This is a genomic window from Streptomyces sp. NPDC057099 (assembly GCF_042671245.1).
Lineage (GTDB): Bacteria > Actinomycetota > Actinomycetes > Streptomycetales > Streptomycetaceae > Streptomyces > Streptomyces purpurascens.
Genome location: NZ_JBHUTX010000025.1, coordinates 68,271 through 88,581, shown reverse-complemented (window position 1 = coordinate 88,581; position 20,311 = coordinate 68,271). Strand labels below are relative to the sequence as shown.

The following is a 20,311-nucleotide window of genomic DNA, read 5'->3' as shown; positions in this document are numbered from 1 at the left end:
CGCCTTTCGTTCGGGCCGGTACGGAATTCGCTTCAGAGCTGACGGGCAGGCATGTGGTCCAGCGCGTCGGTGACCAGCGCGTCCCAGGACACGTCGTCGATCTCCGGCAGGGGCAGGACGGTGAGCAGGGCGTGCAGCCGGGCCAGGATCTCCGGCGTGGCCACCGTGTCCGGGTCCGTGTCAGGTGGTTCCGGGGGGTTCGGCAGGTGGTCCCGCCGTTCCTCGTTCATCTCGGTCTCCTCGTGGTCGTGGTTCACTCGAGCCGGAGCAGCTCCAGCAGATCCAGCCGCGCCCGGGACAGACGGCTCTTGACCGTGCCCATCGGTATCCGGAGCACATGCGCGATCTCGTCGTAGCTGCACCCGCACAGATGCCGTAGGACGACGACCGCGCGGAAGTCGACGTCCAGCGCGGCCAGGGCCTGTTGCACGCGTAGACCGTCGGTGACGCGTCCGTCCACCGCCCGGACGGGCTCCGTGGGCAGTAAGTCGTCGCCGACGGGGCAGGGACGACGGCCCCGTTGCGCGATCTCGGCCTTCGCGGCGTTGACGGCGATGGCGCGCAGCCATGTCGTGAAGCGGGCCTCGGAGCGGAATCCTCCGATGGCGCCGGTCACGCGGATCAGCGCGTTCTGGCAGGCGTCCAGGGCGTCCTCCCGGTTGCCCGTGATGCCCGCGCACACGGTCAGTACCGTGGTGCGATGCCGACGCAGTAGTTGTTCGAGCGCGTGCCGGTCGCCCTTCACCGCGCGCGGTACGAGTTCCTCGTCGCTCAGACCCGTCAGGTCCTGCGACATCACGTTCCCCAACACCGACCCCCCACAGGTGTGCCCTCGTCGGTCGCGTCCGCCGACCGCATGGCGGAGAACCGACGCCCGATGGCCCATAGATCGGCCTAAGGGCGGAAAAGTTCCCCGCTCCACACGGATACTTTTCCGCCACCGGCCAGGGCCAGTCGGGTTCCGTCGTGGGACCAGGCGAGATGGGTGATCGGGGCGGGGGAGTGGGCGAGTTCGGCGAGGGGCACGCAGGTCTTGCTGTCCACGATCCGGCACCAGCCGGTCTGCAGCGCGATCGCCAGCACCCGGCCGTCCGGCGAGAACTCCAGAGCCGCCGTGGTGGGTGTGGTCAGCTCCGACTTGCCCACACTGACGGTCTCGGAACTGGACATGCCCGCGATGGCGGTGAACCGGCTCCAGAATCGGCCTCTGGGCTGCACGGCCGCTACTCGGCCGTCGGGGTGCACAGCCGCGATCCTTCGGCCTCCTGTGGGCGGTGAGGGAATCTCCTTGAGGACCCTCCCTGGGCCCACGCCGCAGGAGATGAGTGCGACGGCGCCCTGCTTCGCTGCCCAGACGACGCCTCGGGATCCTGAACACAGCCCGAGTCGTCGTGGATGGGGCTCGGATTCCTTGTCCCTGTCGTTGTCGAACGGCAGATCCAGCACATGCCGACTGCCGCCGCCCAGGACATCGACGACCCAAAGGGTGACCTTTCGCTTGGACGAGTCCGGATTCGTCATGATCGTCACAGCCAGCCGGTCCGGACTCACGGGCAGGGCTTCCAGGACTCGGGTAGAGCGGGGATGGTTGTGCGGAACGAGCCCGACCAGGCGTTCGTGGCCGCCCGGCGTCTGCACCGCCGCGGTCCGGGCATCCAGATCGGTCAGCACGACCGCCTCGCCCCCTGGGTCGAACCGCGTCGTCCCGTCGGCCAGGCGGAGTTCCGCCAACCTCCGCACCTGCTGTCCCTCGGCCCATTCCTCCACGGACTTCTGCTTCGCCATCCGAAGGGTTCCCGCGCGGGTCCAGCCGATCGCCCTGACATCGCTCATCGTCGCCCGCCACAGCGGCACGATCACATCAGGCGTGGGCTCCACCGCCGTGACCAGCCAGTCCCCGGAGAGGAACCGCCCGCCCGCCTCCCTGTGCCAGCTCCGGACCTCGCCCGCGTGGGCAGCCCGCAGCCGGTGCAGCGTGCCCTCGGTCGACCGTGCCTCCGCGAGCACGTCACCCGCTTCGTACGACTCCCCCTCCGGGACCACCGGGCCGAGGAAGACCGCGGAGCCGCCCGGAACCGTCCAGGCCAGCGGCTCCGTCCCCGGCAGCCTGAGCCTGGGCCGCAGATCACGGGACGGTGCCTGCGACGCCCAGGTCGCAGCGCCCTTGACCACGGCGAGCTGCGGATCCTCCGGGTGGCGTACGGGGACGCCGAGGAGCGGTTCGAGATGCTCCCGCACCACCGGGCTGCGGCTGCTGCCGCCGACCATGAGCACGGCCGTCAGCCCCTCCGAACGGACGTCCGCCTTGGCCAGCAGGTCGCGGCAGCATTCGACGGTCCGGTCGAGCAGCTTCCCCGCCAGGGTGTCCAGCACGGCGCGCTCAAGGAGGACCACGTCGCCGCTGGGGGAGAGATCCTCCACCTGAAGGGTTGTACTGAGGCCGTGCTTCAGGTCCCGCACGAAGTCGGCCGTCGCGATCCCGCCCCGCAGCGCCTTTACGTTGTCGGCATCTCCCGGCGCTTCCGAGTGCACCGAGTGATGTTCCGTCAGGTATTGCAGCAGCGCCGCGTCCACATCCCTCCCCCCGCAGTCCTCCAACGAGGCGTGACCGAGCACCTCGTGCTGCGCAGCCCCGATCCGCACCACCGCCGCGTCGAAGGTGCCGCCTCCGAAGTCGTGGACGAGGATCACGTCCCCGGCGGCGAACCGGGCTCCCACGGGATGGGCGTACGCCGCCGCCACCGGCTCCACGAGCAGTTCCGCCCGGTCGAGCCCGGCGTCGGCCGCTGCCCGGATCATCGCGTCGCGGCGCGGATCGGCGGGGCCGTACGCGGCGGGGACGGTGAGGAGCACATGGCGTGGTGGCCGGCCCAGCATGCGGTGTGCCTCCGCGGCGACCGCCCGCAGTACGGCGCTCACGAGCTCCGTCGCCGGGTAGGGCGTTCCGTCGACCAGGAGGGGCACGGTACTGCCGAGGTCCCGCTTGATCTCCGAGCGGTAGCGGGACGGGCGCAGCCGCTTGCCGCGCTCGGCGGGGGAACCGACCAGGAGTCCGCCCGCCCCGTCGGCGAGCACCGAGGAAGGCCAGAACACCGCCCCGGTGGCCGGCTCGTGCAGGATGCGTATCGAGTCCCCCTCCACCAGAGCCGCCTGGGTGGTGGTCGTCCCGAAGTCGACGACCAGGACCGCTTCCGCGGGAGCTTCGGTCGGGCTCATTCGGCCATTCCTTCCTGCCCGGAGGCGATGCGGTGGTGGAGGACCTCGTATGCCTGGCGCACCGTCAACTGAGCCTGACGCGCGGCCCCGTACGCCGTGGGCGCCGACAACTCCGCGTGCCAGTGGTCCAGCCGGGCGCGCGCCGTGCGGAGCAGCAGTGCGTGCTCCGCGTCGGCGGGCAGTCCGAGCCGGGCGGCCGCGCCGGTGCCGTGCTCGCCGGTCACCCGGAGGAGTTCCGCGGTCTGCTCGGCGGGGAGGTCGAGCCGTCCTTCGAAGTGGTCGCGCAGCGCGCGCAGTTCCGCGTACGCCTGGGAGTGCCGCAGTTCCACGGCGGTCAGCGCGCCGGCCACCGACTCCACGGCCCGCGCCGGTTCACCACGCAGTGACCGGGCGGTCAGCTCGGCGAGACGCGGCACGGTGCGGAATGCCTGCGCGGCCTTGATGAGATCGGCGCGGCCACCGAAGTGGTCGCGCAGCAGGGCGCGCAGTGCGTCGATGCCGGACACCCGGAGGAGTTCGCCCCGCAGCGTGCCGACGGTGTCGGCTCCCTCGCGCAGCAACCGGCACGCCTCCACCACACCCCAGCCGCCGAACCGCCCGAACAGCCGGGCACGCTCCCCGGGGGAGAGCGGGAGACCGGTGTCCGGGCCGGTGAACGCGTCGCTGTGGGCCGCACGTTCGGCCAGCCGTCGCGGAGCGGTCGTCGTGGCCAGTCGCGACAGGCCGGCGAGGTCGGTGGCGTCCATGCAGGAAGCCCCGGAGCCGAGCAGTCCCGCCACCGGGACCACCGAGTACAGCAGCCGGGAGGTCCCCGCCGTACGCATGAGCTGGTCGGCGAGCCGCCCGGCGGGCCGCATCGGATCCGGCGCGTCGTCCGGGTCCCACAGCAGTTCGACCTTGTTGAGGACACCGACGGTGTTGAGCGGACCGAGGCCGGGCACCTGGGTCATGAACTCGGCGGTGAGCCGTATGTCGTCCCGGTGGGCGCCGCGCGCGGTGAACGTCAGGACCATGGCGTCGGCCCGCGCGCTCTCCGCGAGCGTCGAGTCGGTGAGGTCCTGTCCGGTCCGGCCGAGGAGACGCAGTGTGGACGCCGACTCCGGGCCGGTGAAGGAGTCGAGGCCCGGGGTGTCGATGATCTCCAGTTCGGCGAGCTGTCCGTGCGGGTGACAGGTCTCCAGGTAGTCGATCCGCCGTAGCGTCGCCTGCCGGTCAGGATCGTCCGCCGACCGTACGGTGAGCGACTCCAGTTCGGACAGGTGCTGGTGCCGGGTCACGGTGCCGTCCAGGCAGCGCACGGTCAGCGAGGGCTCGGTGCCGTGGCGGAATCGGTTGACAGTCATCGTCAGTTCAGTGACCCCGGTCGGTGCGATCCGCTCGCCGAGCAGCGCGTTGACCAGGGTGGACTTGCCCGCGCTGACCCTGCCGACCAGGGCCACGGAGAACGGTGCGGACAGCCGGTCGGCCTGGTCGGCGAGGGTGCGGCGAAAGGTCTCCGGCAGACCGTCCGAGGTCGCTCTGTCCCGGAGCACGTCCAGTGCGGCTTGGCGGAGAGCCGCGGAGCCGCTCACGCTTCCGGCTTCGCTTCCGGCTCGGTCTCGGGCCGCGAGCCCGGCCCTGTGTCTAGTCCCGTTCCTGGCTCCGGCCCCGTGGTACCGGCCTCTGCTCCGGGTGCCTCATGTCCGGCTGCTCCCTCGGCTGCGGCTTCCGCGTCCGCGCCGTCCTCCTCCAGCCGCGGTGCGGGCGGCAGGTCCGTGTCCGCTTCCGTGACGAGTTCGGTGACCAGGGCCGCGAGCGTGGCCACCTCCTGCCCGGTGGTGAGCAGCTCCGTGTGCTCCCGCGCCAGCGTCTCGTGACGGGCGCGGGCCTGCTCGCGCGTGGCCTCGGCGGTCGCCTTCAACCGTTCAAGGGTGTCGCCCACGGTCTCGGTCTGCTGCCGCAGCAGACTGTCGAGTTCCTGCTCCGCCCTGTCGGCCGCGGTGTCCAGCAGGTTGCCGAGCCCATGGACGATGACCCGTTGCTGGCGTCCGCGGGCCATGCCGAGTTGGTCCCGCAGGTTCCGGCGACGCGTCTGCAGCTCCTGGTGGCGGGCGGCCTTGACTCCACGCAGCAGACCCGCCAGCAGCCCGGCCGCGGCCCCGATCGCCGCGCCCAACGGGCCGAACACGGTGCCGCCGATCGCCGCCCCCATCGAGGCACCGAACGCACCGTCACGACCGATGGGCATCGCCTTGCCGGGCTGCTCCTCGGCACCGAGGTCCGGTTCCAGCCGCAGCGGGCCGACGGCGTCGATCCGGCTGTTCGCGGTGGGGCTGAGACCGATGCCGTGGCGCTGTGCGAATCCGCTGACCAGCGCGTTCAGTTCGGACTCCGCGCGGCGTGCCGTGGCACCGGCCACCGCCGCGTACGCCGCGGACACCTGCGCGGCCAGCTCGTCCATGTCGTCCTGGAGCGCCTCGTCGTAGAGGTACTCCGTGCACACGCGCTGCCACACGGTGTCGAGTTCGTCGTGCAGGGCCATGACCAGGTCCCTGCGCAGGTCCCTGAGCTGCGACCGCAGTGCCGTGCGCCACTGTGCCCCGGTGCTCCGCAACTCGGTGATGCGCTGCTGCCCGGCCTCGGCCTCCGCCCGCATCCGGGAGAGTGTCTCGTCCGTCTCCCGGGCGAGTGCCTCCTGTTCCGCCGCCAGCGGGCGCAGCAGCGCCTCCACCGCGGCACCGGCCTCCTCCAGGGGGCGCGCCAGCAGCAACCGGGCGCGGCGCCGCCGCAAACCCCTCCAGAGGACGGCCTCGAACAACGGGTAGCCGCTGTCCTCGTCCGGCGCCTCGGAACCGGAGTCCAGGTACCGGAGCCTGAGGCGGGTCGAGACCGGCAGGACGGAGGTGTCACCCGTGGGTCGGCCGGTCAGCTCGGCGAGCTTCGCGCGGGTGTTGGCCAGCATCTCGCGCCGGTCGGCGAGGGCGGCCTGGTCCGCCCGGGTGAGGACGACGAGCAGCCCGTCCTCGTCCGGGCCGGAGTCCGTCGCGGTGACGGCGTGCCCCAGGAACCGCAGTTCGCTCGCCGTCAGCGGCGAGGTCATGTCGGCGACGAACACCACCGCGTCGGCCGAGGCGAGGAACCCCGTGGTCATCGCGGTGTGCTCGGGGAACACGCCCCCCACGCCCGGTGTGTCGACCAGGGTGACGCCGTCGGCCAGCTTCGGGTGGGGCAGCAGCACTTCGATGAGCTCGGCCCGGTGCCGGTTGCCCGGGTTCGAGCTCTCCGTCACGTAGTGCGCTATCTCGTCGAGGGGGATCGCCCGTGCCTCGGTCTCACCGCCCGCGTCGCGCAACCGGGCCGTCGCCTGCGCCTGCGGGCCCCAGCCGACCGTGGTGACCACGCTGGTGGTCTGCAGCACATCGACGGGGAGGAGACCCTTCCGCTCCACCAGGGCATTGACGAGACTGGACTTGCCGCGGTTGAACTCGCCGCAGACCACGACGACGATTCGGCCGTCGGCGAGTCTGCGTGCCGCTTCGCGCAGACGGGACTCGGTCTCCGCCAGCGCCCTCTTGCCCGCTGCCGCGGCGAGGTGCTCCACCACGTGCGCAGTCCGGGCCGCCAGTTCGCCCGTATCGAGTCGTTCCATGCCGTCCTCCGCCTCGCGACACCCGCGGTCGTCCGAGACGACCACTGACATCCCTTGGATTCGGCATACGGCGGCTTTGTTCCCCTGGCGCGGAACGGCCAGGCGCAACGCGCGCCAGTTGGGTCAGTGGCGCACGCCTATAGACATCCGATCTATTCCCCGGCGACGATGTTCGCGCCCTCGGCGAGTGTCGATGTGGCTGTCACTTCCCCTGTGAAAGAGCCGATGACTGGGCCGGGAGATCTCACCGTGATCAATGAATCCCAACCGCAGCGACGCAGCATTCTCAAGGCCGGTGGTGGCCTCGCCTTCGCGCCTCTGCTCGCTCAGTTGACCGGCGGAACTCCCCTGGCGCAGGCCGTTGCCGCAGGGGCCGACGCGCCGGCGGCCGTCCAGTGGCCGACCCTGTCGCGCGAGGCATTGACCTACTCCGTACCCGCCACGGACTGGCAGTCGCAGGCCCTGCCGATCGGCAACGGCAGGCTCGGTGCCATGCTCTTCGCCGATCCCTACGAGGAGCGCATCCAGTTCAACGAACAGAGCCTGTGGGGCGGGGTCAACAACTATGACAACGCCCTCGCGGGCAAGCCGGACAGCGAATTCGACACCGGCATGACCGGCTTCGGCTCGTACCGGAACTTCGGCGACGTCGTCGTCACCTTCGCGCCCCGAGCGAGTCCGAAGGTCACGGCCCCGGGGGGACCGTACAGCAGCTCCTCATCGGAGGGCGTCGACAAGACGTACGACGGCGACTCCAGCACCAAGTGGTGCATCGAGGGGCCCGGTTCGCAGGTGCGGTGGCAGGTCGAGCTTCCCGAACCCGTCACGGTCGCGTCCTACCGTCTGACGAGTGCCAACGACGTGCCGCAGCGCGACCCGCAGGAGTGGACGTTCTCCGGTTCCGCCGACGGCGCCACCTGGACCACGCTCGACGGACGCACGCTGGAAGCGCCCTTCGAAAGCCGCTTCCAGACGAAGGAATTCACCTGTGCTGCCGACCCCGCGGCCTACCGCTTCTACCGGTTCGACTTCGTCCCCAAGGCAGGCGTCAGCCACTTTCAGGTGAGCGAGATCGGACTGTCCGGTGTCGACCTCGGCGCGGGCGGTGTGCTGTACCTGTCGTCGCCGAGCGGGCATTCCAAGGGCTCCGGCTCCGGGACCGGGTCCCGTGCCGCGGACCTCTCATGTTCGGCGGACGGCGATCCGGCCACGGTCTGGCGGGTCGACGCCCCCGCGCCAACGGTCGTATGGCAGGCCGAGCTGCCCCGCGCGGTCGTCGTCACCTCGTACACGCTGACAGCGGCCCCGGACCGTCCGAAGGACGACCCCCGGCGATGGCGGCTCGAGGCGTCGAAGGACGGGACCGCCTGGACGACCCTCGACACGCAGAACCCCGGTGCGCCCTTCGCCGGGCGCGGCGAGACCCGGACGTTCCGGATCACCAACAACACGGCCTACCGCGTCTACCGGCTCTCCCTGACCCCCGGCGCGTCGTCCACCGGCTTCCAGATCGCGGGTATCGCGCTGGAAGGCAAGGGCTTCGACACGCGCACACAGCGCACGGTCGTCGACTACCGGCGCACCCTCGACTTCGTCAGGGGACTGCACGTCACCCGCTTCGGGGCGCCGGGACGACGCGTCCTGCGGGAGGCCTTCGCGAGCCGTTCAGCGGAGGTGATGGTCTTCCGCTACACGTCGGACCGCGCCCGTGGACTCTCCGGAGCGATATCGCTGACGTCCGCACAGGACGACACGCCGACGACCGTCGACGCAGGCGCCCGCCGGATCGCCTTCAGCGGTGTCATGGGCAACGGCCTCAAGCACGCGTGCACCGTCCAGGCCGTGCACACCGACGGCGACATCCGCGCCGACGGATCGACGCTCCGCTTCAGCGGCTGCACCACCCTGACCCTGCTCCTGGACGCCCGTACCGACTACAGGCTCGACGCCGCCGCCGGGTGGCGCGGACCCGATCCGGAACCGGGCATCGCCAGAGCGCTCGGCAAGGCGGCCTCCCGGTCCTACGACAAGCTGCGCGAGAAGCACATCGCCGAGACGCGCGCCCTCATGAACCGCGTCTCGGTCGACTGGGGCACCTCCGACCCAGCCGTCGTCGCTCTGCCGACCGACGCCCGGCTGGCGCGCTACGCGGCGGGCGGGGCGGACCCGACACTCGAGCAGACGATGTTCGACTACGGCCGCTACCTGCTGGTCGGTTCCTCGCGCCCGAACGGCCTGCCCGCCAACCTCCAAGGCCTGTGGAACGACAGCAACCAGCCGGCGTGGGCCTCCGACTACCACACCAACATCAACGTCCAGATGAACTACTGGGGAGCCGAGACGACCAACCTGCCGGAGTGCCACGAGGCACTCGTCCGGTTCATCGAGCAGGTGGCGGTGCCCAGCCGTGTGGCGACCCGCAACGCCTTCGGCAAGGACACGCGCGGCTGGACCGCCCGCACCAGCCAGAGCGTCTTCGGCGGCAACGCGTGGGAGTGGAACACCGTCGCGAGCGCCTGGTACGCGCAACACCTCTACGAGCACTGGGCGTTCACCCAGGACCTGGGGTACCTCCGCACCCTCGCCTACCCGATGATCAAGGAGATCTGCGAGTTCTGGGAGGACCATCTCAAGGAGCGCGAGGACGGACTCCTCGTCGCACCCAACGGCTGGTCCCCCGAGCACGGGCCGCGCGAGGACGGCGTGATGTACGACCAGCAGATCATCTGGGACCTGTTCCAGAACTACCTCGACTGCGAGGCGGTGCTCAAGGCGGACCCCGCCTACCGTGCCAAGGTCGCGGACCTGCAGACGCGTCTCGCACCGAACAAGACAGGCAAGTGGGGCCAGTTGCAGGAATGGCAGGAGGACATCGACAGCCCCACCGACATCCACCGTCACACCTCGCACCTCTTCGCGGTCTACCCGGGCCGCCAAATCACCCCGAGAACGCCCGAGTTCGCGGCCGCCGCCCTCGTCTCCCTCAAGGCGCGATGCGGCGAGAAGGAAGGCGTGCCCTTCACGGCCGCGACGGTGTCGGGCGACAGCCGCCGATCATGGACCTGGCCCTGGCGGGCGGCCCTCTTCGCGCGGCTGGGTGACGGGCATCGCGCCCAGATCATGCTGCGCGGACTGCTCACCTACAACACGCTGCCCAACCTGTTCTGCGACCACCCGCCCTTCCAGATGGACGGCAACTTCGGTATCTCGGGCGCCGTCGCGGAGATGCTCCTGCAGAGCCACGACGGCGTCATCCACCTGCTGCCCGCCCTGCCGGACGACTGGAAGGCCAAGGGCTCCTTCAGCGGACTCCGTGCCCGGGGCGGCTACGAGGTCGGCTGCGAGTGGCGCGACGGGAAGGTGACGTCGTACGCGATCACCGCCGACCGGGCGCGGAACCAGCGGAAGGTGACCGTGCGGGTGAACGGCATCGACAGGAAGGTGAAGCCGAGCAGGCCCTGACGACACCGGGAGACGAGGGACGCGGGTGCCGTGAACTCCGGCACCCGCGTCCCCTTCTGCTCGGCAGCCGCTCAGGGAGTCCGAGCCATCTCGCCTACGGCGCGTCCACCACCGTGCCGTCGAGCACCGGGCCCTCCACTGCGCCGCGGTCTTCCTCCCAGACGGAGATCCGCATCCGCAGGGACTCCTCCGGCTCGCTCACCCCGTCCACGACGGCGGGTACGGTCACCTCCGTGCTCAGCTTCCCCGCGGGTACGGTGATGTCCGGGAAGAACACCTCCACCTCGGACAGCGGCCGGGCCGGGCTCGGTGACCCGCCGGTGTTCTCCTCGAACCATTGCGGGTCGACGTCGGTGCTGGACAGCTCCGCGCCGCCCTCGACCGGCGCGAACGCGGCCCCGAGCCAGAGATCCGTGTCGGCGACCGCGGACTGCTCGATCCGCCACTTCAGACTCTGGCCCTCGACGACCCGGCCCGCGACCGGCGTCGCCCTGAACGTGGGCATCGGATCCTCGTCCTTCACGGTCAGGCCACCGAAGTGGTTGCCGACCACAGCGCCCCGGACGGTCTTCGCGAACACCTGGTGCTCCGTGCCGTAGCTGAAGCGGGTGTTGCCGCGCACTTCGACAGGCACGTCGACGCTGCCGCCGCCGGGCCGCACCGTCACCGACCGGGACGTGACCTCACGCGTCTCGGGGTCCGCGACGAAGAGCCTGATCCGGCCACTGCCCTTCCCGGAGAGCCGCACCGGCACCTTGTAGGTACGGACTCCGGAGTTCCCCTCGTCGACCGCCAACCGGCCGATGTCGACGCGGGGCAGCGCGACCGGCCGTACCGCCGCCATGCCCGGACGCCAGCCCCAGGCGTCCATCAGCCATGCCCGTCCCGATCCGCTGCGCGGGGTCAGTGCCAGGGACTTCACCCGCTTCAGGTCCAGCCCGGCCGCCGTCGCCGCGGTCAGCGGGACGCGTACTTCCTGACCCCAGAACGACGACGTCTGGCCCGAGCCGGGCAGTCCGTCGAGGCGGACGGCGCCGAGCTTCGCCTGCCGGCCCATGGTGTCCGTGAGGGACACGTCCATGCGCGTGCCGGTGGTGTTCGGCGGCACGATGACCCGCAGGGCCAGCGACTTGGCCCCGCTCAGGGAGACCGGCCGCCCGGGCCGCACCCGGACCGCGGAACCCGGCGCCGACCAGTCGAACGCCACGGCGTCGCGGCCCGGTTCCCGCTCCGTCTCCCACGTGGCGAAGTGCGGTGACCTGCCGGGGGTCTCGGGGTTCAGACAGGCGGTTGCGGGGTCGGGGTCCACCTGCGCGCACAACCGGCCGCCGTCCACGGTGACCGGGGCGTCCGGCAGGAACGCGGCGGTGCGACGGGCACCGACGGCGTGGGTCAGGACGCGTGCGGGACCCGCGGACGCCGCGCGGACGCCCGAGCCGTCCAGCAGCGGCCGGACCCGGTCGTCGCCCGCGACGAACAGCCGGGCAGCGGCGGCGATGTACGTCGAACCGGCGGCCTGCTGCCGCCCCGCCGTCAGCCGGGTCGCGGTCCCCGGCGCGCACACCGGGTCCGGCGCCTCCTCCTCGTCGTTCCGGAAGTCGTCCTCGGCCGGCGCCTCGGCCTGCCCCGGCGTCCACTCGGTGTTGAAGTAGTTGTGGTTGGCCCCGACCATGTAGACCGCGCTGTGCAGGGCGGCACCACGGCTCACGCCGCGTGTCCCGTCCACGTAGATCTCACCCTGCAGGTCGGACACGTCACCGTCGCAGCCCGGCAGGATCGTCATGGACGGCACATCGGGAGCCGGGTTCTGCCCGAAGACGGTGGGGCCGATGAGGACGTTCCCACGGATCTTCCAGCGCACCGGACCCCGGTAGCCGTCCTTGTCCGCGGGCGGCTTGGTGAGGCTGTCCATCGCGGCCCGGTTCACGCCCTCGCCGCCGCGCGAGTGACCGACCAGGGAGCACACGCGACAGGTCGGCCCGCGCGGCCTTCCGTACGATCGCGGGTGCCTTGGTCCGTCCGGCGCCCGACCAGTCGGCCCAGCGGGCGAGGTGCTGACGTACCAGGGAGGAGCGGGCCTGGGTTCCGGCGTCCTGTGCCGCGTAGTCCTGCCCGTTGATGCCGTTGGCGGATATGGACACCGTCACATACCCCTGGGACGCCAGGAGTTTCTGGTCGTGCAGATAGCCGCGGTGGCTCGGTATCGGCTTCGAGCCGGTGGGGCAGGGCCACTCGCCGAGTGCCTCACCGTTCGCCCCTCCGGTGAAGCAGGTGGAGTGGCGGCCGTGCAGGAAGAGGGCCAGCGGCCGCTTGCCGAGGGCGCCGACGGGTGCGGTGACGGTCGCGCGCATCTCCACCGGGGCGGGGAAGTCGGGCAGTCGCACCGACTTCAGCGCGTACTCGCCGCTGACCGTGCGGTACCGGCCGGGGACACCGGGGTCCACGAGGTTGGCCGGCGGCAGGGCCGACGGCTCCGACGGCTTCGCCGGCCGCACCTGCTTCTCGGCGGACCGGCGCTTCGAGTCGGCCTTGACGCCCGCCTCGTCGAGGCGTCGCCCCGCGGCCCGCACCTGCAGGTCCTTCGCCGCCCCGAGCGTCACGCCTTCGAGACCGAGGCGGAAGGTGTGCCCGTCCCTGCCGGCCACGGGCCGGCCCAGGAGCCGGTCTCCGGAGTAGAACTCGACGGCGGCGTCGCCCATGGGCACGGGTCTGTTCGAGCGCCAGGTCAGCTGCTGACCGGATCTCTTGCCGGTGATCTGCCAGCCGGCCGGCAGGCCACGGTCGGGTCCGGGGCCCGGGCCGGCGGATGGGGCGGACGGGGTGGGATCGGCGGCCGGCTGGGCGTGCGCCACTCCTGGCGACCCCACCACCACCGCGAACAAGGCCGCAGTGGCGACCAATGTGCGCCGAGCATGGATCAACGTGCTTCTCCTCCGGATCGGCTCCTGCGCCCGGACACCACAGATGTCCCAGGTGTCCCGGGCGCCTCTTTCGTTCCTTGGGAGAAGATGAGAAAGAAGGGTCGTGGGGTTGCTCGAAATTGATCCCCTACGGCGTCAAATCGATCCATCCGCAGGGGAGTTGCCCGGCGTGCAAGCCCGGCGGGTCAGGACAGGATCTCGATGTAACCGTCGGTTCCGTGCACACGGATCCGCTGTCCGTCCCGGAGCAGCCGGGTGGCCTGCTCCACGCCCACGACGGCCGGCAATCCGTACTCTCGGGCGATCACCGCGCCATGGGTCATCAAGCCGCCCACCTCCGTCACCAGGCCCGCGATTCCGACGAACAGCGGCGACCAGCTGGGGTCCGTGAAGGCCGTGACCAGGATGTCGCCCGCCTCGAGGTCGGCGTCCGCCATGTCGAGGATGACGCGGGCCCTTCCTTCGATGGTCCCGGCGGAGACCGGCAGGCCGATCAGGGCGCCGTCCGGCACGTCGTCGCGCCGGTACGCCCCGGTGAGGGCCTCACCGTCCGAGGTGAGCACCCGGGGCGGGGTGAGCGCCTGGTACGACCGGAACGCCTCCTTGCGCTGCTCGATGAGCCTGCCGTCCACCCGGTTCGAGCGCACCGCGTCGTGGAACTCCTGGAACGTGAGGTAGAAGACGTCCTCCTGCTCAGGAAGTACGTCGGCCCGCACGAGGCGCTCGGCCTCCGCCAGCAGGGCCCGCTTGTAGACGAAGGAGCGGCTGACGATGCCGTACTTCGGGTACTCCCGGTACCCGATGAAGGTTCTGACCCGGTCGATCATCCGCTTCGCCTCTTCGGCCTTCCGCTCCCCGTCCGGCAGGGCCCGCAAGCGCGACAGCACGTCCTGTTCCTTCCTCGACGCCTTCTGCCGGCCTTCCTCGAAACGCCGCTCGGCGGCGCCCGGCTCGAAGTTCCTGACGTTGTCCAGGATCACGGGCACGATCGTGGTGGGACGCTCGCGCCAGCGCGGCCTCGTGATGTCGATCTCGCCGACGCAGCGCATGCCGTACCGGTCGAGGTAGGCCTCGATGGCGTCGCGCGCCTCGGTCCCGCCCGCGAGCTTCGGCAGTTCGTCCAGGAAGCCCTCGTCCTCGACGCCCTGCAGAAACGCCACCAGTTCCGGATACGGGCGGATCACGTCCGCGACGTCGAGCAGCGCCAGTCCCATCTCCGACGTGACGTTGTCGGGGGCGGACAGCGTGAGCGTGTCGGCCACGTTCTTCTCGCCCAGCCACTCCTGCAGCTTGTCGTTGAGCCACCAGGTGGCCTCCATCCCCGCCATGATCACCTGCATGCTCAGCGGATCACTGAGGACTCGCCTGTGTTCCTCGAAGGCCTCCAGCAGGAAGTCGAACAGCGCCGGTCCGCTCTGCGTCCGGATGTCCCGCTCCAGCGCGGCGACGGACGCCCGGCTGCGCTCGATCAGCTCGGTGACGACGGCCGGATCGGTCTCGATCGGGGCGGACGTGCCGCCGGCCGGCGGCCCGCCGGGACCCGCGTCCGGGAGCGACGGGACGAAGCCGTCGCGGTCGAGTACGGTCTCCAGAGCGTCCCTGGTGAGCGGATCGCCTTTCCCGATGACGTCCAGAAGGCCGGTACGGCTCGCGGGCGAGGCCAGGCGCCGCGTGACGTCGACGAACAGCCTCCCGGCGGCCTCCTGCATCGGCACCATCGCCATCAGCTGCCACATGGAGAGCCCCAGGGGCTTCATGGGGTCGGTCATCATCTGCTGATGACCGACGGAGACATAGACGTGATTCTCCTCGTCGCCGGTCTCGGGGACGGGGAACAGCGTCGTGATCGGCCGGCTCTGCACGATCTGGAAGTCATCGTCGACCAGGCACCATTCGATGTCCTGCGGGCGCCCGAAGTGCGCTTCGATCGACCGCCCGAGCCGCACGAGCCGCACGACCTGCGCATCCGTCAGCGCCGGCTGCTCCTGCCGCCGCGCGTCGACCGCCACTTCCTGCGTACCGCCGGCCGCCAGGGCCTGAATGGCACGCTCCTTGGCGGCGATGGTCTTGCCGACGACTTCGCCGTCCCGCACCTTGAAGACGTCCGGGTTCACCAGGCCGGAGACCAGGGCCTCACCGAGGCCGAAACCGGCGTCCACGGTGGCGACCTTCCGGTTGCCCGTGACGGGGTCGGCCGTGAACAGGATGCCGGACGCATGCGGGAAGACCATCCGCTGCACGACCACGGCCATGTGGACCGTGCGGTGGTCGATGCCGTTCCGCTGCCGGTAGGTCACGGCTCGCTCGGTGAACAGCGAGGCCCAGCACCGGCTGATGTGCTGGAGGATCGCCGTCGGCCCGACGACGTTGAGGTACGTGTCCTGCTGGCCGGCGAACGAGGCCGTCGGCAGATCCTCCGCCGTCGCGCTGGATCGGACGGCGCAGGCGGACTGCTCGCCGAGCTGGGCGAGTGCGCCGGTGATCGCCGCCGTGAGCTCGTCCGGGATGGCGATCCCTTCGATGGTCCGGCGAATCTCCGCGCTGAGTGTGCGGATCGCCTCCCGGTCGTCGGGGTTCAGGCGCGACAACTGGTCGAGCCGATCGTCGATGGACGGCGCGTCCGCCATGATCCGGCGGAAGGCGTCCGTCGTCACGCAGAAGCCGGCCGGAACGCGGATGCCGTCGATCCGCGACAGCCTGCCCAGGTGCGCGCCCTTGCCGCCGACGACCGCGACCTGCGCCTCGTCAATCTCCTGAAGGTCCCACACGTACTGCTCGATCATCGCGATACCTCCGAGGCGGTCGTGTCCCGTTCCGCTGCACTCGCCGACCGAATCACCGCGTCCCCCGTACATCGACTTCTCACGCGCACCGTGCTCCCCATATCCGCAGGTTGTGGCCTCGGCGGACGATTCTGTGCCACCACCCGGGCCTTGCCGCAAGCCCCCCGGTGCGCTATACGTTGAGAGAGGCAAGGAGAGAGTTCTCCTTGCCTTTGCTTTTTTCCGCCCGCTGGAACTGACAAGCCTCGCGCGCAGGACGCATCGTGGGAGGCAGGGCAGAGGGGGGTGAGCTGGTGCGTCCGGTGTTGTTGTTGGACGTGGACGGACCGCTGAATCCGTATGCCGCGAAGCCGCACCGACGGCCTGAGGGATACGAGACGCACCGGCTGCTGACACCTCGTTGGGAGGCCGCCGAGCGGCGTCGACTGACTGAGTGGGGGCTCCCCGACAAGCCGGTGAAACCGCTCCGCGTGTGGCTCAACCCGAGTCACGGTCCGGCCTTGGACGCGCTTCCCTTCGACCTGGTGTGGGCGACGACGTGGGAGGAAGAAGCGAATGGGTTCGTCGCACCGGTACTCGGATTGCCCGAACTGCCCTTCATCGCCTGGTCGTCGGCGCGGGGCGGGCCCGGTGGCGGTGTGTTCTGGAAGACACCGGAGATCGTCGCGTGGGCGCGAGGCCGGGCGTTCGCCTGGGTCGACGACGAGATCACGGAGGCGGATCGCGTCTGGGTGAAGGAGCACCACGACGGTCCCGCGCTGTTGCACTGGGTCGATCCCCGACGCGGCCTCGCCGACGGCGACTTCGCCGTGCTGAGGGCTTGGGCCGCCGGGTTGCGATGACGCCCACCAGTCGGCAGCCGGCCGCGACGTGGTCCACGCCGGGCGTCGGCTCGGATTGACGGATTCATCTCCACCCCCACTGGGCAGTGGGCCAGAGAATGTCATGAGCACGACTGCCTTCCCCCACAAGGAGGTCGATCATGCACGTCCGTACGCTGACCGGTGGCCTGGCCGCTGCCCTGGTGGTGTCCTTCGCCCTGGCCGGTGGCCAGGCTGTGGCCGCTTCCCCCGATGCGGAGAGCTCTTCACTCGCCGCCCGTGTTCTCACCTACGACGCCAGTGGCTCCGCTGAGTTCAGGAGCGCGGTCGACCGGGGCGCGGCGATCTGGAACGAGAGTGTCGACGCCGTCGAGCTGCGGCCGGCCACCGCCGGGCAACGCGCGAACATACGGGTCCTCGCGGACAACGGCTGGCCGCGTGCACTGCCCACCACCTTGGGCAACGGAACCGTCTACATCGGGCGGCAGGCCGTGGACCAGGGCTACAACACGATTCGTATCTCCGCCCACGAACTCGGACACATCCTGGGCCTGCCCGATCGCAAGCCCGGGCCGTGCTCGAGCCTGATGTCCGGCTCCACCGCGGGCACCGCGTGCACGAACCCCTATCCGAACGCGGCGGAGAAGTCAGAGGTCGAAGGGAACTTCGGCGGCGCGCTCGTCGGGCCGGCCCCGGCGGCACGTGGCGAGGTGATCGTGGACTGAAGCCTGCCGCACCACCCGTCGGACTCACAGCCGAACGCCCGCCCGCGAACCCGGTGCGGGCGTTCGCGCTGTCCGGCCGCCTCAGCCTTCAGCCGGGCTGCTCCGCGACCCCGACGTCCTGCCGTGCACGGCGATGCCCGTCACACCGTCAGTTCCAGTGCGGTGCCGACAGGTAGCCAGCGGAACCGTGCGCGGAGGTCGGCGGGGGCCCGTGCGAGTTCCGTCTCGACGGCGCGCCGGCCTTCGTGGAAGTGTGCCCACCCCTCGTAGTGGACGGGCAGTGCGGTGTGCGGGCGCAGCAGGCGGCACACTTCCCTCGCCTGCGACGCCGTCATCGTGTAGCGGACGGGTCCCGTCACGGGGAAGCGCACGCCGCCCAGGTGGAGCACTGCCGTACCGACGGTCAGGCGGTGCGCCAGCTCGCGTACACCGGCGTGGAGAACGGTGTCCCCGGAGATCCACAGCGCACCGTGTCGCTGGCCCTCCCAGCGCAGGGCGAATCCGGTCACGTCGCCGACGAGGGGACGGGACAGGGGCGGGCCGTGGCGGGCGGGAGTGGCGGTGACCTCGATCGTGGGGAGGCCGGGGCGTTCCAGGCGCCAGGTCTGCCAGGGGGCGAGACCGTGGGCGTTGCCGCCCAGGCGGCGTGCCCCGGACGGCGTGGTCAGTACGACGCGAGCCCCGGGCAGCAGGGCCCGCCCGGCGGTGTCCAGGTTGTCGGCGTGGTGGTCGTGGGTCAGCAGTACCGCGTCCAGCGGCGGGAGTTCGGACGGCTCGACCGCCGGGCCCGACATCTTGCGCGAGGAGGTGCTCCAGCCGAAGGAGTAGCGGTGGCCGGGAGGGTCGAAGGTCGGGTCCGTCGGCAGGCGCCATCCCGCCGCCTCGATCAGCGTGGTCGGGCCGCCGATGTGGGTGATGCGGGCCTCGCTCATGGGCGGAGTCCTTCCCTGCTTCTGGAGGCCGGAGGCGGCGGGGGCTGGGGACCAGGAGTCCGGGCGGCCGGTCGCCGCCCCGGACGTGTCGTCCACCGGACCCACGGTCCACCGGACCCACGGTCCACCGGAGCTGTGATCTGCCAGACCTGCGGTCTACCCGGCGTGCGCAAGCGCCCAGTCGAGGGCCTGGTCGGCGACCTCCTCCCAGCCGGGCGCCGCGGGCAGCAGGTGCGGCATCCCCGGGTACTCCCTCACCTCGGTGACCGTGTTCGACTTGTAGTGCCGGGCGTTGGACTGCTGCACCTTGGGCGGCATCAGGTGGTCCTTCTCGCCCGAGATGAACAGCAGCGGCGCACGGGCGTCGTTGTGGTAGTCGACGTATGTGCTCTGGTGACCGGGGCGCAGGGTGGCCAGGGCGCTGTCCCAGAAGATGGCGCCGGAGGCGGGGATCGCGTACCGCTCGTACAGCGCCTTCGACTCCTCCTCGGAGAAGGTGTTGGTGAAGGCGTAGTGCCACTGCTCGGCGGTCAGGCCGACCGCGCGATGCCGGTTGGCCGGGTTCTTCAGCACCGGGAAGGCCGCCTTGATCTGCGTCAGCGGCACGACGGCGACGCCCTCCGTGGGCGCGGAGCACATGGCCACCCCGGCCGCACCAAGGCCGCGGTCGAGCAACAGCTGGACGAACACGCCGCCGGCGGAGTGGCCGATCAGGACGGGCGGCTTGTCCAGAGCCCGGACCTCCAGCTCCAGGCTCCCGATGATCTCCTCTACGGTGACCTTCTCGATGGGCGTGGTGTCGGCGTTGAGGGACTCGACCTCCGCCTCGAAACCGGGGTAGGCGGGCGCGAGGACCCGGTAGCCGCGCTTCTTGTAATGGTCGATCCAGTGCTCCCAGCTGCGGGGGGTCACCCAGAAGCCGTGGATGAGGACGATGGTGTCCGGGGTGCTCATGGCTTGTCGTTCCTTCCGGAGGTCTCAGCGGGTGGCGCGGTACGCGGCCTCGATCTGCCGCACGACGGCATCCGGCCGGGACATCATCACGACGTGCGAGGCACCCTTCACTTCTACGGTCCTGCTGCCGGCCCGACCGGCCATGAACCGCTGAAGGGCGGGCGGAATGACACGATCGGCCCCGGCGACGACGTACCAGGACGGCAGGCTCTTCCACGCCGGTACGCCGCTGGGACCGGACAGTCCGCCCACGCTGCCGGGGCGCTGGGAGACCGCCATCACCCTGGTGGTGGCGCGTGGCAGGTCCTGGGCGAAGACGTCGTGGAACTTCGCCGGATCGATGGAGCCTTCGGCGTCGGTGCCGTCCGGCAGCGGACGGAGCACCAGCGCGTCCTCCAGCATGCTGCCGGGGAACATGCCGGCCAGCTGCAACGCGCTCTCGCCCTCGTCGGGCGCGAAGGCGGCGACGTAGACGAGCGCCTTGACGTGGTCGTGGCCCCGGGCGGCGTTGGTGATGACCTCGCCGCCGTAGGAGTGGCCGACGAGGATCACCGGACCGGAGAGGGCGGCGATGATGCCGGAGAGGTAGGTGGCGTCACCGGCCGGGTCGCGCAAGGGGTTGGCCGGGGCGAGGACCTGGTGACCGGCCTTGAGCAGCCGGGGAGTGACGGCGTTCCAGCCGGAGGCGTCGGCGAAGACGCCGTGGACGAGGACGACGGTCGCCTTGGAGCCCAACCGGTCGGCATGGGCACGGGTACCGGCCGCGGCGGGGGTGGCCGCGGCTCCGAGCGTCAGGGCGCCGCCCGCCGCGATCAGCCCGCCGAGCATGCTGCGGCGGGACCGGCCTTCGGGAATCATCGAGTGGTTCC

Annotated in this window: 12 protein-coding genes and 1 pseudogene; 3 read left to right on the top strand and 10 right to left on the bottom strand. The window is 70.9% G+C overall.

Annotated features, from left to right (window positions below):
- Positions 1-32: 32 nt before the first annotated feature.
- From ACFT4A_RS26785 to ACFT4A_RS26765, 5 genes are all read right to left on the bottom strand, one after another.
- Entirely contained in the window at positions 33-230 is a 198-nt protein-coding gene (locus tag ACFT4A_RS26785) for a hypothetical protein (protein ID WP_382834466.1), read from the bottom strand.
- 23 nt (positions 231-253) lie between these two features.
- A complete protein-coding gene (locus ACFT4A_RS26780) occupies positions 254-796 on the bottom strand; it encodes an RNA polymerase sigma factor (RefSeq protein ID WP_382834463.1) in 543 nt (180 codons plus the stop codon).
- A 98-nt stretch (positions 797-894) separates the two neighbouring features.
- Positions 895-3,216 (bottom strand): Hsp70 family protein, encoded by a 2,322-nt coding sequence (locus tag ACFT4A_RS26775; protein WP_382834460.1) that lies wholly within the window; start codon positions 3,214-3,216, stop codon positions 895-897.
- Positions 3,213-4,787 (bottom strand): dynamin family protein, encoded by a 1,575-nt coding sequence (locus ACFT4A_RS26770; protein WP_382834457.1) that lies wholly within the window; start codon positions 4,785-4,787, stop codon positions 3,213-3,215. Before ACFT4A_RS26770 ends, ACFT4A_RS26775 begins: the two co-directional genes overlap by 4 nt.
- Positions 4,784-6,844, bottom strand: a complete 2,061-nt coding sequence (locus ACFT4A_RS26765) for a dynamin family protein (RefSeq protein ID WP_382834454.1) — start codon at positions 6,842-6,844, stop codon at positions 4,784-4,786. The genes ACFT4A_RS26770 and ACFT4A_RS26765 overlap by 4 nt, the downstream gene beginning before the upstream one ends.
- Positions 6,845-7,093: 249 nt before the next feature.
- On the opposite strand from ACFT4A_RS26765, the gene ACFT4A_RS26760 reads away from it, so the two are divergent.
- Positions 7,094-10,306, top strand: a complete 3,213-nt coding sequence (locus tag ACFT4A_RS26760; protein WP_382834452.1) for a glycoside hydrolase N-terminal domain-containing protein — start codon at positions 7,094-7,096, stop codon at positions 10,304-10,306.
- Positions 10,307-10,400: 94 nt separating this feature from the next.
- Here ACFT4A_RS26760 and ACFT4A_RS26755 read toward each other — a convergent pair.
- Together ACFT4A_RS26755 and rph are read right to left on the bottom strand one after the other, a co-directional pair.
- A pseudogene (locus ACFT4A_RS26755) lies at positions 10,401-13,227 on the bottom strand (alpha/beta hydrolase family protein).
- Positions 13,228-13,412: 185 nt separating this feature from the next.
- Positions 13,413-16,010, bottom strand: coding sequence for a rifamycin-inactivating phosphotransferase (gene rph, locus ACFT4A_RS26750; protein WP_382834449.1), 2,598 nt, complete (start codon positions 16,008-16,010; stop codon positions 13,413-13,415).
- Positions 16,011-16,300: 290 nt separating this feature from the next.
- Between rph and ACFT4A_RS26745 the strand changes: the two genes are divergently transcribed.
- A complete protein-coding gene (locus ACFT4A_RS26745; protein WP_382834511.1) occupies positions 16,301-16,852 on the top strand; it encodes a hypothetical protein in 552 nt (183 codons plus the stop codon).
- Positions 16,853-16,992: 140 nt separating this feature from the next.
- The gene (locus tag ACFT4A_RS26740; RefSeq protein WP_382834446.1) at positions 16,993-17,556 is read left to right on the top strand and encodes a snapalysin family zinc-dependent metalloprotease; all 564 of its coding nucleotides are present in this window, start codon (positions 16,993-16,995) and stop codon (positions 17,554-17,556) included.
- Positions 17,557-17,696: 140 nt separating this feature from the next.
- Here ACFT4A_RS26740 and ACFT4A_RS26735 read toward each other — a convergent pair whose 3' ends face one another.
- From ACFT4A_RS26735 to ACFT4A_RS26725, 3 genes are all read right to left on the bottom strand, one after another.
- Positions 17,697-18,488, bottom strand: coding sequence for an MBL fold metallo-hydrolase (locus tag ACFT4A_RS26735; RefSeq protein ID WP_382834443.1), 792 nt, complete (start codon positions 18,486-18,488; stop codon positions 17,697-17,699).
- A gap of 156 nt (positions 18,489-18,644) precedes the next feature.
- Positions 18,645-19,442, bottom strand: a complete 798-nt coding sequence (locus tag ACFT4A_RS26730) for an alpha/beta hydrolase (protein ID WP_382834440.1) — start codon at positions 19,440-19,442, stop codon at positions 18,645-18,647.
- A gap of 24 nt (positions 19,443-19,466) precedes the next feature.
- Positions 19,467-20,300: an alpha/beta fold hydrolase gene (locus ACFT4A_RS26725; protein ID WP_382834437.1), complete on the bottom strand. Its 834-nt coding sequence runs from the start codon at positions 20,298-20,300 to the stop codon at positions 19,467-19,469.
- Positions 20,301-20,311: the final 11 nt, after the last annotated feature.

What these genes read in the sequence shown, in the direction of transcription:
- ACFT4A_RS26740 (WP_382834446.1), top strand. Translation starts at nt 16,993, where the DNA reads ATGCACGTCCGTACGCTGACCGGTGGCCTGGCCGCTGCCCTGGTGGTG.
- ACFT4A_RS26775 (WP_382834460.1), bottom strand. Translation starts at nt 3,216, where the DNA reads ATGAGCCCGACCGAAGCTCCCGCGGAAGCGGTCCTGGTCGTCGACTTC.
- rph (WP_382834449.1), bottom strand. Translation starts at nt 16,010, where the DNA reads ATGATCGAGCAGTACGTGTGGGACCTTCAGGAGATTGACGAGGCGCAG.
- ACFT4A_RS26765 (WP_382834454.1), bottom strand. Translation starts at nt 6,844, where the DNA reads ATGGAACGACTCGATACGGGCGAACTGGCGGCCCGGACTGCGCACGTG.
- ACFT4A_RS26785 (WP_382834466.1), bottom strand. Translation starts at nt 230, where the DNA reads ATGAACGAGGAACGGCGGGACCACCTGCCGAACCCCCCGGAACCACCT.
- ACFT4A_RS26780 (WP_382834463.1), bottom strand. Translation starts at nt 796, where the DNA reads ATGTCGCAGGACCTGACGGGTCTGAGCGACGAGGAACTCGTACCGCGC.
- ACFT4A_RS26730 (WP_382834440.1), bottom strand. Translation starts at nt 19,442, where the DNA reads ATGAGCACCCCGGACACCATCGTCCTCATCCACGGCTTCTGGGTGACC.
- ACFT4A_RS26735 (WP_382834443.1), bottom strand. Translation starts at nt 18,488, where the DNA reads ATGAGCGAGGCCCGCATCACCCACATCGGCGGCCCGACCACGCTGATC.
- ACFT4A_RS26725 (WP_382834437.1), bottom strand. Translation starts at nt 20,300, where the DNA reads ATGATTCCCGAAGGCCGGTCCCGCCGCAGCATGCTCGGCGGGCTGATC.